Source organism: Streptomyces sp. ADI95-17, assembly GCF_003846175.1.
GTDB classification, from domain to species: Bacteria; Actinomycetota; Actinomycetes; order Streptomycetales; family Streptomycetaceae; genus Streptomyces; species Streptomyces sanglieri.
Map to the genome: position 1 here is coordinate 718,152 of NZ_ML123048.1, position 15,818 is coordinate 733,969.

General features: G+C 69.7%; 15 protein-coding genes and 2 pseudogenes. 8 read left to right on the forward strand and 9 right to left on the reverse strand.

What is annotated here, in order from left to right; genetic code table 11:
• Positions 1 to 338: 338 nt before the first annotated feature.
• The 3 genes from EES42_RS26240 to EES42_RS26250 form a co-directional block, all read right to left on the reverse strand.
• Positions 339 to 1,298 carry a hypothetical protein gene (locus EES42_RS26240; protein ID WP_164495321.1) on the reverse strand — a complete coding sequence of 320 codons (960 nt, stop codon included), beginning with the start codon at positions 1,296 to 1,298 and terminating at the stop codon, positions 339 to 341.
• 52 nt (positions 1,299 to 1,350) lie between these two features.
• Complete coding sequence (locus EES42_RS26245) at positions 1,351 to 2,817, reverse strand: DUF6801 domain-containing protein (protein ID WP_124720707.1); 1,467 nt, start codon at positions 2,815 to 2,817, stop codon at positions 1,351 to 1,353.
• A gap of 130 nt (positions 2,818 to 2,947) precedes the next feature.
• Entirely contained in the window at positions 2,948 to 3,598 is a 651-nt protein-coding gene (locus EES42_RS26250; protein ID WP_124720708.1) for a hypothetical protein, read from the reverse strand.
• A 963-nt stretch (positions 3,599 to 4,561) separates the two neighbouring features.
• Between EES42_RS26250 and EES42_RS26255 the strand changes: the two genes are divergently transcribed.
• The 3 genes and pseudogenes from EES42_RS26255 (at position 4,562) to EES42_RS26265 (ending at position 6,818) form a co-directional block, all read left to right on the forward strand.
• Complete coding sequence (locus tag EES42_RS26255; RefSeq protein ID WP_124720709.1) at positions 4,562 to 5,776, forward strand: helix-turn-helix domain-containing protein; 1,215 nt, start codon at positions 4,562 to 4,564, stop codon at positions 5,774 to 5,776.
• A 213-nt stretch (positions 5,777 to 5,989) separates the two neighbouring features.
• Positions 5,990 to 6,253: a hypothetical protein gene (locus EES42_RS26260; protein WP_124720710.1), complete on the forward strand. Its 264-nt coding sequence runs from the start codon at positions 5,990 to 5,992 to the stop codon at positions 6,251 to 6,253.
• A gap of 66 nt (positions 6,254 to 6,319) precedes the next feature.
• A pseudogene (locus EES42_RS26265) lies at positions 6,320 to 6,818 on the forward strand (acyl-CoA dehydrogenase family protein).
• A gap of 44 nt (positions 6,819 to 6,862) precedes the next feature.
• Here EES42_RS26265 and EES42_RS26270 read toward each other — a convergent pair.
• The gene (locus EES42_RS26270) at positions 6,863 to 8,116 is read right to left on the reverse strand and encodes a cytochrome P450 (protein ID WP_124720711.1); all 1,254 of its coding nucleotides are present in this window, start codon (positions 8,114 to 8,116) and stop codon (positions 6,863 to 6,865) included.
• Between the two features lie 80 nt (positions 8,117 to 8,196).
• Here EES42_RS26270 and EES42_RS26275 point away from each other — a divergent pair, with 80 nt between their 5' ends.
• Together EES42_RS26275 and EES42_RS26280 are read left to right on the forward strand one after the other, a co-directional pair.
• Entirely contained in the window at positions 8,197 to 9,024 is an 828-nt protein-coding gene (locus tag EES42_RS26275) for an ATP-grasp domain-containing protein (protein WP_124720712.1), read from the forward strand.
• Between the two features lie 58 nt (positions 9,025 to 9,082).
• Positions 9,083 to 11,158 (forward strand): MDR family MFS transporter, encoded by a 2,076-nt coding sequence (locus EES42_RS26280; RefSeq protein ID WP_124720713.1) that lies wholly within the window; start codon positions 9,083 to 9,085, stop codon positions 11,156 to 11,158.
• A gap of 28 nt (positions 11,159 to 11,186) precedes the next feature.
• Here EES42_RS26280 and EES42_RS26285 read toward each other — a convergent pair whose 3' ends face one another.
• Both EES42_RS26285 and EES42_RS26290 read right to left on the reverse strand, forming a co-directional pair.
• On the reverse strand, positions 11,187 to 11,636 hold the full coding sequence (locus EES42_RS26285; protein ID WP_124720714.1) for a YchJ family protein: 450 nt from the start codon (positions 11,634 to 11,636) through the stop codon (positions 11,187 to 11,189).
• 30 nt (positions 11,637 to 11,666) lie between these two features.
• Positions 11,667 to 12,121: pseudogene (locus EES42_RS26290) on the reverse strand (helix-turn-helix domain-containing protein); the annotation flags it as partial.
• 11 nt (positions 12,122 to 12,132) lie between these two features.
• Here EES42_RS26290 and EES42_RS26295 point away from each other — a divergent pair.
• The gene (locus EES42_RS26295; RefSeq protein ID WP_124720715.1) at positions 12,133 to 12,549 is read left to right on the forward strand and encodes a cupin domain-containing protein; all 417 of its coding nucleotides are present in this window, start codon (positions 12,133 to 12,135) and stop codon (positions 12,547 to 12,549) included.
• A 57-nt stretch (positions 12,550 to 12,606) separates the two neighbouring features.
• Here the strand turns inward: EES42_RS26295 and EES42_RS26300 are convergent, their stop codons facing one another.
• The 3 genes from EES42_RS26300 to EES42_RS26310 all read right to left on the reverse strand — a co-directional run bounded on the left by EES42_RS26300 (position 12,607) and on the right by EES42_RS26310 (position 14,640).
• Positions 12,607 to 13,416 (reverse strand): SAM-dependent methyltransferase, encoded by an 810-nt coding sequence (locus EES42_RS26300; protein WP_124720716.1) that lies wholly within the window; start codon positions 13,414 to 13,416, stop codon positions 12,607 to 12,609.
• Between the two features lie 127 nt (positions 13,417 to 13,543).
• Complete coding sequence (locus EES42_RS26305) at positions 13,544 to 13,780, reverse strand: DUF397 domain-containing protein (RefSeq protein ID WP_124720717.1); 237 nt, start codon at positions 13,778 to 13,780, stop codon at positions 13,544 to 13,546.
• A complete protein-coding gene (locus tag EES42_RS26310) occupies positions 13,780 to 14,640 on the reverse strand; it encodes a helix-turn-helix domain-containing protein (RefSeq protein ID WP_124720718.1) in 861 nt (286 codons plus the stop codon). Before EES42_RS26310 ends, EES42_RS26305 begins: the two co-directional genes overlap by 1 nt.
• A 207-nt stretch (positions 14,641 to 14,847) precedes the next feature.
• On the opposite strand from EES42_RS26310, the gene EES42_RS26315 reads away from it, so the two are divergent.
• Complete coding sequence (locus EES42_RS26315; RefSeq protein WP_124720719.1) at positions 14,848 to 15,306, forward strand: ATP-binding protein; 459 nt, start codon at positions 14,848 to 14,850, stop codon at positions 15,304 to 15,306.
• Positions 15,300 to 15,743 (forward strand): hypothetical protein, encoded by a 444-nt coding sequence (locus EES42_RS26320; RefSeq protein WP_124720720.1) that lies wholly within the window; start codon positions 15,300 to 15,302, stop codon positions 15,741 to 15,743. Before EES42_RS26315 ends, EES42_RS26320 begins: the two co-directional genes overlap by 7 nt.
• The last annotated feature ends 75 nt before the right edge of the window (positions 15,744 to 15,818 follow it).

The following is a 15,818-nucleotide window of genomic DNA, read 5'->3' on the forward strand; positions in this document are numbered from 1 at the left end:
CGGCCCACGAACCGGGGCCCCGCGGCCGGCGAACCGGAGCCACTGGGGCCCCAGAGGTACCGAACAGGCAGCAGCGGATACGTTTTCCCGCTGCTCAACGGGACGCTACGGCCCGGTAACCAGCCACCGCAATACCGGTTCGTAAACTTTTTGCACGCCATTCGGCGGCCCTTTTGTTTTTGTGAGCGAGTGAGTATTGCGCATCGCTCACTTGTCGATAAGTGAGTCCGTCGGTGCACCGGTATGCAAACGCCCGCCGCGCCCGGAAGAATGTGCCGGGCGGGGCGGGCGGCATCGCCGATCCCCGTACTCCGCGAAATGAGGTACCGGAGAGATACCTACCGCGCCACTCCCGCGTGCCAGCTCTCCGAAAGCAGCCGGCCGGCGTCGGGAGCCGCCGCGCCGGGCAGTGCCAGGCCCCCGGTGTACGTGGCCGCGTTGTTGAGCACCAGGTTGTTCTTTCCGGCCGCCGACGGCAGCGCCGTCTTCAGGTTGACCGCCCAGTTCAGCTCACCGAGGGTCAGGGGTCCGCAGCCGCTCACCCCGGGGACGGCGAAGCCCGCGTCACCCTGCGCGTTTCCGGTCAGCTCGATGCGGTTGAGCAGACCGCCGGTGTTCGCCGTGCCGTTGGCGTCGAAGCGCTTGCTGCCCACGGCCGGCTGGGTGAGGTTCTGCGGGCGCAGCACGACCGGGTCGGAGGTGGTCCCGATGAAGCACTTCGAACCCAGGAAGGGGTTCTCCAGATGGATGCGGACCGGGATGTCGACGATCGTCTTCCCGCTCTGCATCCCTGCGGCCACGTCGAAGTTCCTGGGCGTGCCGGCCGACTGCACCGTGGCGACGACCCGGTTGAGGCTGTTGTCCGTCAACTGCTTGCAGATGTCGGTGACCACCGGGATCCCGCTCGGGCACATGAGGCCGAGCAGACCGCCGGGAATCTCCGTCGGCGCTCCCACGATCGCCCCGCCCGCGGGCGGCACGACCTTGGACTCGCCCGTCGCCGTGTTCCGCACGACGCCGAACTGGAGGTCGTTGGCACCGGTCGTCGCCAGGGTGTTGCCGAGCTTGATGGAGCCGCTCTCGGAGTGCGAGGCCACGCAGATCGCGATGTTCGTCTGGCCGTCCGCGGCCAGCATGGCCGGGTCGTCGACCGGACACCGGGTGAAGGGCGCCCAGTTGCCGTTCATCTCCTGGGCGGAGGCGGCGCTCACCGGCGAGGTGCTCAGCGGAATGCCGACGGCGACCGCCACCAGCGCGCCGAGGAGGGCGGGTCTGACACTTTTCGGGGCAGCTCGCATGATTGGTCCAGCCTTTCTGGGGATCCGGGAGTCAGCGCTTGCGGAACAGCTCTCAGCGTTCGGGCTCGGGCTTCGGCGGCTCGGGACAGTTCGCCGGAACGCCTTCGACACACAGCGGGGACTGCATCATTTTCGTGTAGTTGCCCTTCCCGGAGACCGAGGCGGTGAAGAGGTTGTCGAGATCCTCCGTGACACCGCATCCGGTGAAAGGCGGCACATCCGCGTAGCCGGTCAGCGGCCCCCCGGTCTTCACCGTGTAGCCCTCGGGCCCGCCCGCGCCGGACGCCCCCTTGCCGACCAGCTGCAGCGTCATCGGGCTCGCACTGCGGCAGTTGGGGCCGACGTCCAGCGGCTCCCCGTTGACCTCCACGTCGTAGAGGCGCGCGCGCATGGGAGCGATGGCGGTCGTCGTCTCCTTGTACTTCTTGGTCTCCGGGTCGGGGGCCGAGTCGCCCAGCGTTCCGATGTCGATCCTGCCTTCGAGGATCAGCTCCACCTTCGCCGTCGTCGGCATGAAGCCGAAGGTGAGGAAGGTGGCCTCGGCCGGCGGCATCTGGGCCTTGCCCTTGTGGTCGAGCGTGCCGTCGGTGGTCAGCCAGCTCTTCACGCCCGTCGGGCATCTGAGGAAGGAGACGGACGTGTTCAGGTTGAGGCGAAGATGTCCGGGGTCGTTGAACTTGATCGCCCCGGCCAGTTTGTTGACGTTGGAGTATCCCGCCATGTAGCCGTGGGCCGGCTTGGGCACCTGCGGGAGCGGACCGGTCATGACCGTGCAGTCGGCGGGTGGCTGCACGCCCCCCGACGGCGGATCCGCTGCCCGTCCGGCCTTCGCACCGCCGGACCGGTCGGGAATGGTACCCCCGGACGGCTCGGGGGCGGCCCCGGAAGGCGGCGTGGTTCCGCTCTCCGGGGGAACGGTGACCTTGGCCAGTTCCGCGCTCTGGTCCGGATCGGCCTTGCACGAGAAGGCCAGCGGAGGTGGCGCGTCCCCGGCGCCCTCCGCGGCGCGCGGGGCGAGGCCCACGTCCAGCTGCCCCAGGGCGAAGAGCACGTCGCCGCTGGATCTCGGCGTGATCGTCGGAACCTCGCCCGTCGCCCGGAGCGAGAGGTCGCCCGTGGCGGGGAGGGGGAACTCCGGGATCTCCAGCCCTTGCCAGGGCACTTCCGTCGACTCGCCCCGCTGCGAGACCTCGGTCAGCATCCGCGCGGATCCCGAGACGGCCACCGGTTCGGCCCCCGGCGACGCGGAGAGCACGGAACGCGGGAGCTCGAAGGAGAGGGCCACGTCCCGGGGCCGGATCGCCGTCCCGATGCTCGTGGTCACCGGCAGCTCCGCCGCGATGTGCACCGCGACCGGCTGCGCGCCGGAGGGAAGGTCACAGGTGTAGGCGACGTCCGCCTCGGCGGTCCGGGTGTCGGTCGCGGCTCCCGTCCCCGGCATGAATCCCGCCACGAGCGTCACCGCACCGACTGCGGCGATGCGCGCGGCGCGCCGCGGGTCCGTGGTCCTTGTTCTCATCTCGGCCTACCTGCCGTCGTCTCGGTGCTCGGCACTCGTGCGTGTTGCGATGGGACCTGCCGACGGTGGGCCGCGGAGAGGAGGTGGATCTCCGCTCCGCGGCCCTTCCTTGCCACCGGCTCCGGTCCGGTTACGGCGAGGTGATGGTGAGCGGCGCAGCGACCTTGTACGTCGCGTCGAACGTCGCCGAGTCACCCGCGTTGAGCAGCCCCGAGCAGTTGACGGCGCTGTCGACCTTCAGGCCGGTGCCGGTGTTGATGTCGAGTTCACCGGTGGCGTTGTTGTACGTCACGTTGCTCACGGACCCGGAGATCACGGCCTTGCAGGTGCCGAGGATGGTGTCACCGGTCAGGTTGACCTTGACCCCGGACAGCTTTCCCGAGGTGATGCCACCGCTGTAGCTGCTCGCGTCGATGCTGATGACAGCACCCGATGCGAGTGAGGCCGTGAAGTTCGAGCCGAGCGGTCCCGGGCACGGGCTGGCCGTGGATCCCCAGGCAGCGGCGGTGATCTTCGCGATGCCGACACCGGTGGAGTACGTGCCGCTCGGAGCGGTGCCACTGGCGGTACCCACCGAGCAGTCCACCTGCTGGCTGGTGTTGGTGTCGACCAGGGTCGCCACCGTGCCGGCCTTGAGCTGGGCCGTGAAGGTGCCGTTCGCGTTGGGGTTGACCACGGTCCACTGCGCGAGGGCGGTGGCCGAGGCCGACGTGGCGGCGAAGCCGAACGCGGCTGCGGCGACGGTCGTGGCGAACAATGCTCGTCTGAGGGTGTTTCTCACGGAACTTACCTCCGGGAAGTGGAGTTGGACGTACCCGATTACCTCGCACCACGCCCTGGGAATGGGCTCGGCACGAGGGCGGCTCACATCGTGGAACGCAGAAGTCGATGGACTCGACTGCGTGATCGAACTCCGTGCGGATCGAACGTTACGAGCCAGTAGCCCAACGCGGCAATACCCGGCGCAGAAAATCCCCGCGCCTCTCGGCAAAAGCATTCCGCCTTAGCGACAACTCAGCAGATCGCCGCGATTTTCTATACGAAAGTGAGTAGTTACGGCAGTGTCATGCGCCCCGGCCCCCGCCGGACACTCATCCCAGGCGCAGTCACCGGCGGCGGGCCGGCCCGCCGACCGGCCACGTACCCGCCGGTAAGATCGTCGGAACCCCGGCCGAATGACGCCCTGGCGCACCGCGTCCACCGCGCGGCCCAACCCCCGCAGGGCGTCACGGAACACCGCCCCGGACCGCGGAACACGCCACCACCGGCGAGCCGCCGACGAATTATCCATTCCGGCCGACCGGTTTTGACATTTACCCGTCGGCCCCAGAGGATTCCCCTTCCCCGAATAGCATGTTCCCCTTGTAATTCCGCGGACCCAAGAGGCGGAAAATGGCCGCGTCCAGCCACGGCCGCAGCACTCCGGGAAGACGAACACCAGCGGCACGAATCCACGCCGATCACCCGGCCGGAATCCGTTACCCACGGTTACTTTCTTGTCGCCGGGGGAGCAGATGTCCGAAAAACATTGTCCTGAAGTGAGCACTGGCGTCCCACCTGCACCGAAGCACCACAACGGGGCCGAGATATGTGCCCCTTGCACTTCGATCTTGTCCAAGTAGTGGGCACAACCGCTGACTTGGTCTATCTTCATCGCGAACTTGGTACGCACCTGTCGGTTCGTGGGAGCGCTTTCCCCACCGCCTGTCCCCCCACCGGGCGCCGGAGAGCAGGGGGGACTGTCATGCCTGAACTCATTCAGCCGTTGGACACGGGGGATCCGCTGGGGCCGCTCCCCCAGGAATTCGCCGCCATCATGCGGCCCGAACTGCCGAGCCTGATCAAGGAGATCGGCGTCGAGGTCACCCGGGCCTACCCGGAATACGCCAGACTGCTCGACGGCCCCAACGGACAGGCCATCAGGGTCGGCGTGGAGCAGAGCCTCTCCTCCTTCGTCGACCTGGTCGCCGAGCCGTCCGCGTCGACCTCGCTGCGCGACGACATGTGCCGCCGCTTCGGGCGTTTCGAGGCGTACGAAGGCCGCACGATGGAGACGCTCCAGGGCGCCTACCGCCTCGGGGCCCGGGTAGCACTGCGCCGGGCCAAGAAGGTCGGCCGGAGTCACAACTTCTCGCCGGCCCTCATGCTCAGTTTCGCCGACGCGCTCTTCACCTACATCGACGAGCTCGAATCCCTCTCCCGGGAGGGCTTCCTGGAGGTGCAGTCGCAGACCGGCGAACAGACCGAGGCCATGCGCCGGCGTCTGCTGCACCTGATCCTCGCCGGACGCCCCTCGCCCCGTACCGCCATCGCCGAACTGTGCGAACAGACCGGATGGGCGCTGCCCGACGAGGTCACCCTGGTCGCCGTCCGCTCCCCCGCCGCCCTGGACCGGGCCGTGGCCGACCGCGATCTGCTGGCCGATCTCAGCGCACCGCAACCACACTTATTGGTTCCCGGAGCTTTCGACGACGCCCGAAGACGCATGCTGGACGAGGCGCTCCTCGGCACCCACGCCGCGATCGGCCTGACCGTGCCCATCGCCCTGGCCTCGGACTCGATCCGCTGGGCCCGGCGCGTGCTCGAACTCGTCGACACGAACATCATCGACGACGCACCCGTCATCCTCTGCGAGAACCACCTCATCACCCTGTGGCTGCTCTCCGACCCGGTACTGGTCGACCAGCTCGCCCAGCGGGAACTGGCCCCCATCTCCGGAATCAGCGCCACCCGCCGGGAACGGCTGGTCGAGACCCTGCGGATCTGGCTGGACACCCGTGGCACCGCGGCCCACATGGGCGAGTTGCTGGATGTCCATCCGCAGACGGTCCGCTACCGGATGCGCAATCTGGAGTCCATCTTCGGCGAGCAACTGACCGTTCCCGAGAGCCGGTTCTCCACCGAGGCCGTGCTTCGGGCGCTCCAACTGCGGGCCCGTGGCGACGAAACACCGCTCTGAGCCGGCTTTCGGCCGGATCACGGTCCTCACCACGAGTCAACTTACTTACGGGTAAGGCGAAATAGACGGTCACTCTCAAACGGTTGCCACACGGAGACGTTCTCAACGAGAAACCCGGAACCGCGTCCCGTACATATGGAGAAGTCGGCCGCCGCACCCGGCGGCCGAACCGAGAACCACCTCCTGGCCGACCATTCCGAGAGGGATCCCCCCATGACCGCCTCACACCTCCTCGTCCCCGTGCCGATCCCGGACCGGGTCGCCGCTCTGATCGGATCCTGCATCCCGCCGCACATCCTCCAGGCGGAATTCGACGCCGACTGCGCCGCGCGCGAGGTGCGCAGGTTCCGCGGCCCGCGGCTCTGTGACGAGGACCGGGCCGACCGCGAGCAGGCGCTCTCCGAGCTGGCCCGCGCCAACAAGATCCTCGCCGCCCATCACCCCCGGCTCGCGGTGCGCCCCGGCAGCCCCTGGTGACACCCTCCGCCGCATCCGTCTTGCGACGGGGCGGCGCCTACTTCGACATTCCGAAGGCCTGATCCCATGAGCTGTTTCTCCCTCGCCCTCGCCGAGGAGCAGCAGGATCTGCGGGACTGGGTGCACGGCTTCGCCGCCCAGGCCGTCCGCCCGGCGGCGGCCGAGTGGGACGCACGGGAAGAGACCCCGTGGCCCGTCATCCAGGAAGCCGCCCGGATCGGGCTGTACGGCTTCGAATCCCTCGCGGACATGTACGGCGACCCCACCGGTCTCTCCCTCCGGATAGCCAACGAGGAGCTGTTCTGGGGCGATGCCGGCCTGGATGGCCCGCAACGACCGGACCTTCGACGCCGGGCAGGGTTCCATGTCCAAGCTGCGCGCGGGCGAACTCGCCGTGGCGGCGACGGAGAAGGCCGTCCAGATCCTCGGCGACGCCGGGTACAGCCGGGATCACCCGGTCGAGCGGATGTACCGCGACGCCAAGATCTACACGATCTTCGAGGGTACGAGCGAGATCCAGCGGCTGGTCATCGCGCGGGCGATCTCCGGTCGCCACATCCGCTGACCGCCGCGTTCCGCCGGCCCTTCCCGCACGCGAGTGCCCCGGTCTCAGCCGGTGACCGGGGTGAACCGCACCGGCAGCGAGCGCGGGCCCCGGGTGAAGACGCCGTGCTCGGTGGGGGTGAAACCGTCCGCGAGCCGCAGATCGGGCATCGCGTCCAGCAGTTGGTTCACCCCCGTCTCCACCTCCGCCCTGGCCAGCAGCGCTCCGACGCAGAAGTGCCTGCCGAGCGCGAACGCCAGGTGGTCGGCGGCCGCCGAGAAGGCGGTGGTGCTGGTCAGGTCGGAGCGGAAGATGTCGAAGCGGTCGGGCTCGCGGTAGCGCGACTCGTCACGGTTGGCGGAGCCGATCAGGCAGGTGACGGTGGCCCCCGCCGGGACCGTCCCGCCGCTGAGCTCCACCTCCTTCGCCGTCTGGCGCATGATCATGTGGACCGGCGGGGTGTGGCGCAGGGTCTCGGCGAAGGCCCGGTCGATGAGACCGCGGTCCTCCCGTACGGCGGCGAGCTGCTCGGGGTGGGTGAGCAGATTGGCGAAGACGGAGGCGATGGCCTTGTCGGTGGTCTCGCCGCCCGCCGCGAGCAGCAGGCTGCAGAAGGCCTTGATGTCCTCGTCGCTCATCCGCACCCCGTCGACCTCGGCGGCGCAGAGCGCGGAGAGCAGGTCGTCGCCCGGCTCGTCCCGGCGCCGCCGGATGACCGGGATCATGTACTCGGCGAACTCCCGGCGGGTCCGCTCGCCGGCCTCGGCCACCTCCGGGTCGCCCGCCAGATTGCCGAGGAAGGCGATGACGGTGGTGTACCAGCCGTGGAAACGTCCGTGGTCCGCCCGGTCCAGGCCGAGCATGTCGGCGATGACGAGGACCGGGAAGCGGGTGGCGAAGGCGGAGACGAGATCGGCCTCGCCGGTGTGCCGGAAGGCGTCGATCAGCCCGCCTGCGTTGCGCTCGATGACCGGCAGGAACTTCTCCTGGAGGTCCGTGCCCCGGAAGGCGGGGGCGACCAGGGCCCGGCGGACGGCGTGCTCGCGACCGCTGAGCTGGAGGATCGTCCGGCCGTGGACGGGTTCGATCTGCCAGTCGTAGTTGTCGGTGGTGAACTCCCCCGCCCGGTCCTTGAACACCCGCTCCACGTCCTCGTACCGGGAGACGATGTAACTGTTCGTGGCCTCGTGCCGGATCAGCGGCGCGCTCTCGCGCATGATCCGGTACGCCCCGTAGGGATCGGCCGCGAAGGCGGGCGAGAGAATGTCGGGCAGCGACGGCGCTTGCGATGCGGCCGGCTCGTACGGGGCAGACGTCATGACGCTCCAGGGTCGTGAACGGGCAACGCCGTCAAGGTTATTGATCAGCTGCCCACCGACACACCCCTTGGGGGAACGCCATGCCCGCCGGCCCGCGACCGTCCGTCCTGTACGTCACCGACCTCGCCTACGAGGCGCGTGGCCGCCGCTACTGCGACGAGGACATCCGGCTGACCGCACGGCTGCGGGAGGAGTTCGACGTCGCGCTCTGTCACCCCCGGGACGCCGCCGCGCTGCTGGACGGCTTCGACACGGTCGTCATACGCAACAGCGGTCCGGTGCTGCACTACCAGGAGGCGTACGACGCGTTCCGCGCACGGGCGCGGGAGCTGGGCACCCGGGTCTACAACCCGTTGCACGGCCGCGGCGACATGGCGGGCAAGCAGTATCTGGTCGATCTGAGCAGGGCCGGTCATCCGGTGATCCCCACCGTGGACCGGGCCGCTGATCTGGGGACGCTGCCCGAGGCCCCCGAGTACGTGGTCAAGCCGAAGCTGGGGGCCGACTCGGCCGGGCTGCGGTTCGTACGGGAGGCCGCGCTGCCGGAGGGCGCGGACGGCACGCTGCTCGTCCAGCCCCGGATCGACTTCCGATACGAGGTGTCCTTCTACTTCATCGACCACGACTTCCAGTACGCGCTGTACGCCCCGGACCCGGAACGGCGGTGGGTGCTGGAGCCGTACGCGCCGGACGCGGCCGATCTGGCGTTCGCCCGCGGCTTCGTGGAGTGGAACAGCCTCGACCACGGCATCCAGCGGGTCGACGCCTGCCGGACCGCGCGGGGCGAGCTGCTGCTCGTCGAGCTGGAGGACCTCAATCCGTATCTCTCGCTTGACCGGGTGGCGGAGCCCGTACGGGAGGCCTTCGTGACCCGGCTGAAGGCTTCCCTGCGGGACCTGCCGGCCTGACGACCCGTCCGGCCGTCCCCCACATGCGGGAGGGACGGGGCGGTGTGAAGGTGCAAGCGTGACCACTGCCAGCGAGACCGCCACCGTCGCGCAGAGTGCCGCCGCGCCGCCCGTACTCGATCCGCGCCGCCGGAACATCGTCTTCGCGACGATCGTGCTGGGGATCCTGCTGGCCGCCCTGGACCAGACGATCGTCGGCACCGCGCTGCCGACGATCGTCTCGGACCTCGGCGGCGCCGCCCATATGTCCTGGGTGGTGACCGCGTATCTGCTCGCCGAGACCGTGGCGACGGTCCTGGTGGGCAAGTTCGGCGACCTGTTCGGCCGGAAGATCATCTTCCAGCTGTCGGCGATCATCTTCATCACCGGCTCGTTCCTCTGCGGTCTCGCGACCAACATGACGCTGCTGATCGTCTGGCGCGGGCTGCAGGGCATCGGGGCCGGCGGGCTGATGGTCACCTCGATGGCGCTGATCGCCGATGTGATCCCGTTGCGCGAGCGCGGCAAGTACCAGGGCGCGATCGGCGCGGTCTTCGGGGTGTCGACGGTGATCGGGCCGCTGCTCGGCGGGCTCTTCACCGACCATCTGAGCTGGCGCTGGGCGTTCTACGTCAATGTGCCGATCGCGATCGTGGTGGTCATCGCCGCGGCCCGGACGATCCCCTCGGTGAAGGCCGCCGGCCGGCCCGTCATCGACTACCTGGGCATCGCGATGGTCACGGTCGGCGCGAGCGCGCTGATCCTGGCGACGAGCTGGGGCGGCAACGAGTACGCGTGGGGCTCGCCCGTCATCCTCGGTCTCTTCGCGGGCGGCCTCGTCGCGCTGGCACTCTTCTGCCTCGTGGAGTTCCGGGCACAGGAACCGATGCTGCCGATGCGGCTCTTCCGGAATCCGGTGTTCACGGTCTGCTCGGTCCTGAGCTTCATCGTGGGCTTCGCGATGCTCGGCGCGATGATCTTCCTGCCGACCTATCTGCAGTACGTGGACGGGGACTCGGCGACCCTGTCCGGCGTGCGGACGCTGCCGATGGTCCTCGGGCTGCTGGTCGCCTCGATCTTCAGCGGCAACGTGGTCTCCAAGACGGGCAAGTACCGGATCTTCCCCATCGTCGGCTCGCTGATCATGGCGGTGGGGCTGTATCTGCTCTCCCGGATGGGCCCCGGCACCGGGGTGTGGCTGGAGTCGCTGTACATGCTGGTGCTCGGGGTCGGCATCGGTCTGGCCATGCAGGTCCTGACGATCGCCGTGCAGAACACGGTGGACTACGCGGACCTGGGCACGGCGACATCGGGCGTGACGTTCTTCCGTACGCTCGGCAGTTCTTTCGGCACGGCGGTCTTCGGCACGATCTACGCGAACGCGCTGAAGCCCAATCTGACCGACGGCGTCGCGGCGGCGGCGCGGGCGGGCGGTGACCCCGCGGTGCTGGCGAATGCGGCGCAGAGCCCGGCGGGGCTGCACGCTCTTCCCGCCGCGCAGTCCGCGCCGCTGGCCCAGGCGTACGCGGACACGCTGCACACCGTTTTTCTGTGGACGGTGCCGGTCGCGGTGCTGGGGTTCTTCGTCTCGCTCTTCCTGAAGCAGGTGGAGCTGCGGGACACGGCCCGCGTCGGTTCGACGGACATGGGCGAGGGCTTCGCGCAGCCGGGCGCCGGCGACTCCGCCAAGCTCCTCGAATTCGCCGTGGCCAAGATCCTGCACGGGGCGGGCCCTGACACGGCCCGGCGGATCGTCGCGGACTCGGACACCCGGCTGGACATGGCGGGCGCCTGGGCGGTGATGCAGGTCGAGCTGTTCACCCGCATGGTCGGCCACGCGGGTCTGCGGCTGATCGCGACCCGGCACCGGCTGCCGCCCGAGGTGCTGGTGCCGGTCTTCGACCGGATGATCGAGGAGGGCTATCTCACCGGCGACGGTCATGTGTTCACACACACCGCCGCCGGGAGCCGGGAGGCGGCGGCGATCACCGACGCCTGGGCGCGGTGGCTGGGCGAGCGGCTGGACGAGCACGGGACGCGGGCGGACGACCGGCAGCTGCGGGCCGCGGTGGACGTGATCGCCAAACGGCTGCTGGCGGAGGACCTGGCGCAGGAGCTGTCACCGCGGAAGGCCCTGGCGGGCACGGCGGCCTGACCGGCTCCGGCCACAACACCCGCGGGTGTCAGTCGACGAAGACCGCGGTCGCGTACACCCAGGCGCCGTCGTACCGGACGAAGCGGCTCTTCTCGTGGAGCGAGTCCGGCCGCCCGTCGTCCGTGAAGTGTGCGCGGAAGGTGACCGTGCCCGAGGTGTGGAACGGGCTGCCGTCGGTCGTCTCCAGCACCTCCAGGCGCACCCATCGCATCCCGGGATCGAAATCGACGGAAGGCGGCCGGGTGTCCGGGTGCCAGGTGCGCAGCAGATACGCCTCGTCCCGGACGACGAAAGCGGCGTACCGGGAACGCATCAGCGACTCGCAGGTCGGCGCGGCGACGGTCCCGGCGTGCAGTCGGCCGCAGCAGTGCGCGTAGGTCGCGGGCAGGCCGCACGGGCACGGCGATTCCGCGGTGACCGCGGGGGTGCGTGCTGCGGCGGGGGCGGGCCGTCCCGGTCGTTTCGTGCGTCGTGACATGCGTCCATTGTGACCTGCGGCCGGGCCGGCTCAGGGGACCGGGGTGAACCGGCGGCGGTACTCGCCGGGGGTCAGTCCGGTACTGCGGCGGAAGTGGGTCCGCAGGTTGGCCGTCGTACCGAGTCCGCTGGTGCGGGCGACCACGTCGAGGCGCTCCTCGCCGCGCTCCAGCAGGCGCCGGGCGAGTGTGACCCGGCGTTCGGTCAGCCAGCCGAGCGGGGTCGTGCCGAGCTGGGCGCGGAAGCGGCGGTGCAGGGTGGCCGGGCTGACGGCGGCGCGGGCGGCGAGGCCGGTCACCGTGAGGTCCGAGCCGAGGCGTTCCTCGGCCCAGGCGAGGAGCGGGCCCAGTGAGGTGTCGGGGACGTCGGGCAGCGGGTGCTCGGCGAACTGGCGCTGGCGCCGTCGCGGTGGACGCCGAAGACCAGCCGGCGGCTCACGGCCGCCGCGATCTCGGCGCCGTGGTCCGCGCGGATGATGTGGAGTCCGGATGGGGGTCATGAGCGATGACACGACGAAGAACAGCCCCGGCCCGGTCCTGCTGAGCGATGCGCTCGGCACGTTCGGGACGCTGTGGAGTCCGCGGATCGTGACCCGCGTCAACGACTACGACGTACGCGTCGCCAAGGTCCGCGGAGAGCATGTGTGGCACGTCCACGAGGACACCGACGAGTTCTTCCAGGTGCTCGACGGTGCCCTGGACATCCGTCTGCGCGAGGCGGACGGAGAACGGACCGTCACCCTCGGCCGGGGCGCGGTGTTCGTCGTCCCGCGCGGCATCTGGCACAAGCCGCACTCCGCCGAGGGGGCCTCACTGCTGCTGTTCGAGCCGTCGGGTACGTCGACGGTGGGCGACCGGCACGACGAGGTTCCCGGCCATGTGGACGCGACGACCGGCCATGAGCTGGGCAGCTGAGCCGGGCGGGGAGCCGAACAGGACGGGAACCTGCGGACCAGGAGGGTGCGGTGCCGGTCAGGGCTTGCGGGCGACGCCCGCGTAGCCGGGGATCGGCTCGCCGCCGGGGACCTCGACGACCTCGCCGAGCTCGGGGTGCCAGTCCGCTGAGAGCGAGACGCCGGGCTCGACCAGTTCGAGCCCGTCGAAGAACGTGGTGAACTCGGCGTGGGAGCGCAGGCGCAGCGTCATTCCCCGGGCCCGGTACATGGCGGACGCCTCCGCCGCGCGCTCGGGGTCGAAGTCGCCGGTGGTGTGCGAGAGCACCAGATAGCTGCCGGGGGCGAGCCGTTCGACGAGGCGGTCGACGAGCTCGGCCGCGCCGTCCTCGTCGTCCAGGAAGTGCAGCAGGGCGAGCAGCGACAGGGCGATGGGCCGGTCGAAGTCCAGCACCCGGCCGGCCTCTTCGAGGATGGCTTCCGGCTTGCGGGCGTCGGCCTGGATGTACTCGGTGGCGCCCTGCGGGGTGGAGCGCAGCAGGGCCGCCGCGTGGGCGAGGACGATCGGGTCGTTGTCGCAGTAGACGATGCGCGCGTCCGGGGCGGTCCCCTGGGCGATCTGGTGGAGGTTCGGCTCGGTCGGTATGCCGCTGCCGATGTCCAGGAACTGGCGGACGCCGTTCTCGGCGAGCCATCGGGTGGCCCGGTGCATGAAGGCGCGGTTCACCCGGGCCATGTCCCGCCCCCGGGCGTCGAGGGCGAGCAGCTGCCGGGCCATCTCCTCGTCGACCGGGTAGTTGTCCTTGCCGCCGAGGAACCAGTCGTACATCCGGGCGGGATGCGGCTTGGTGGTGTCGATCTCGATGGCTCGGGGGTCGTGCCCGGTCATAGCGCGCTCCATGGGTCCAGAGGTCGGCGAACAACAAGAGTCTGGGGCCGGGACGGCCCCGGCGCTGCGGATTCGGGCAGGAAAGCCGGTCCGGCTGCGGGGCCGGCCCGCCCGGGAGGCCGCGGAATCAGGTGAGCAGGAAGTCCGCCTGACCGGACTTGGCGCCCTGGATGAAGGCGGCGATCTCGCGTGGTGAGTAGATCAGGGCCGGGCCGTCGGGATCGGCGGACTGGCGTACGGCGATTCTGCCGTCGGACAGCTTCATCGCTTCGACGCAATTGCCTCCGTTCCCACCGCTCCACGGCTTGTGCCAGCCCTCGGAGCCGAGTTCGGCGGCCGGCATGCCGTTGTATATGGGATCCATCACAGCTCCTTGCGGAAGTCCCGGAGGATTTCCTTCGTGCGTTGTGCAGTTGCGGCCTGAGCCGCCATGCGGTCCATGACTTCGAGGTAGGAGGCCACCTCGGGGCGCGCGTCGAAGTAGACGGCACCGGTCAGGTACTCGCTGTAGACCATGTCGGGGAGTTCGGGGACGCCGAAGCGGAAGAGGACGAACGGGCCGTAGGTGCCCGGGTGGTGCCCCGTCGAGAACTCGGCGATCTGCAGGGTCACATGCGGCAGCTCGATCGCTTCGAGCAGCCGGTCGATCTGTTCCCGCATGGCTTCGACGCTGCCGACGGGACGGCGCAGCACCGTCTCGTCCATCACCACCCACAGCTTCGGTGCGTCCGGCCGTGTCAGCAGGGACTGGCGCTGCATCCGCAGCGCGACATGGCGCTCTATGTCCTCGGGTCTGGTCTGGCCCACGGCTCCGGTGCGCATCACCGAGCGCGCGTAGTCCTCGGTCTGCAGCAGTCCGGGGACGAAATGCGGCTCGTACATGCGCAGGAGGCTCGCGGCGCCCTCCAGGCTGACGTACATGCTGAACCAGTCGGGCAGCACATCGTGGAACCGCTGCCACCAGCCGGGCTTGTTGGCCTCCTCGGCGAGCTCCACGAAGGCGTCGGCCTCGTCGTCGCCGACCCCGTAGGCCTTCAGCAGCATCTGCACATAAGGGATCTTGAGAGCGACCTCGGCGGTCTCCATCCTGCGTATCGTCGCAGGTGCGACCCGCAGCACCTTGGCAGCCTGGTCACGGCTCAGGCCGACACGCTCCCGCAGATCCTGCAGGCGCTTGCCGAGAACGACCTGACCCACGGTCGGGGCGGACCGCGGTTCGCTCACTTCAGACCTCCCCATGCGCTGTTTTTGAGCAGTGTGCCATGCGCGGGCCGACCAGAACACAGCCACTCTGGAAATTTCAGAGTGCCCCTTGCCAAGTGTTCACGACAGGGGGAGAGTTGGTGAGTGAACCAGTTCACGATGTCGCGACCGCCCTCATTCCCATGGGTGTGCGGAGCGTGACGCAGCCCCCACTGTGAGGAATCGGTTGTGGCACCTGGCAGTGCGCTCATCCCCCGGCTCATGGATCTCAGTCCCGGGACGGAGGCGCTCCGGTACTGCTTCGCCCTGCCCGCGCACCCCGAATCGGTGGCGGGTGCACGGCGGCTGACCCGGGCCCGGCTCGACCAGTGGCAGCTCGACGCGGACGCCCACGACTCGGCGATCCTGATCGTTTCGGAACTGGTCACCAACGCGGTCGTGCACACCATGAGCGCTCGCGTGCTGTGCGAGCTGCGCTGCCTCGACAGACGGCTGCGGATAGCCGTGCAGGACCAAGGACACCAGCCCGGCGGGCCGCAGCTGCGCCGTACCTCCGACGACGAGCACGGACGCGGCCTGCTGCTCGTCGACGCGATGTGCAGTTCCTGGGGTTCCCGCGACGCGGGCAACGGCTCGGGACGCATCGTCTGGGCGGAACTGCCGCACGGCTCGGAGCGCGCATGCTGAAGAACGCGATGTCCCATCTCCTCGGCACCCGGCGCCCCCGCGAACTGCGGCCCGCCGCCGGTCCGGTCGGCACGGTCCAGCTGCCGCTGCCGCCCGCACTGTCGGCGAGCCTGGGGTGCGACGCGGTGGGGGTGCCCGCCCGGTACGGCTTCCGGCTGATGTCCCACCTGCCGCGCACCGGCTGCGTCTTCGCGGACGCCGAGCGCTGGTGGTGGATCGTGCCCGCGGGCTCCGACCTCGATCTGGACTGGCCCTCGCAGGCCTGCTACGCGAAGGGGGCGTTCGTCCCCGCGGTCCGGCCCCGGCTGATCCACCAGCCCGACAACCGCACGCCCTACACCCCGCCCATCCCGCTGTTCCTGATGGTGTGCCAGGTCACCGGTGTGGCGCCGTCCTGGGCACCCTCCGGCGGCGAGCGGGCCGTTTCCGCTCCGTGACGATGCCGGGCGGGGTCACCGGATTCTGGTGAGGCACGGAATCGATGGCGTACGAGGAGACGGGGCGGTGCGGCG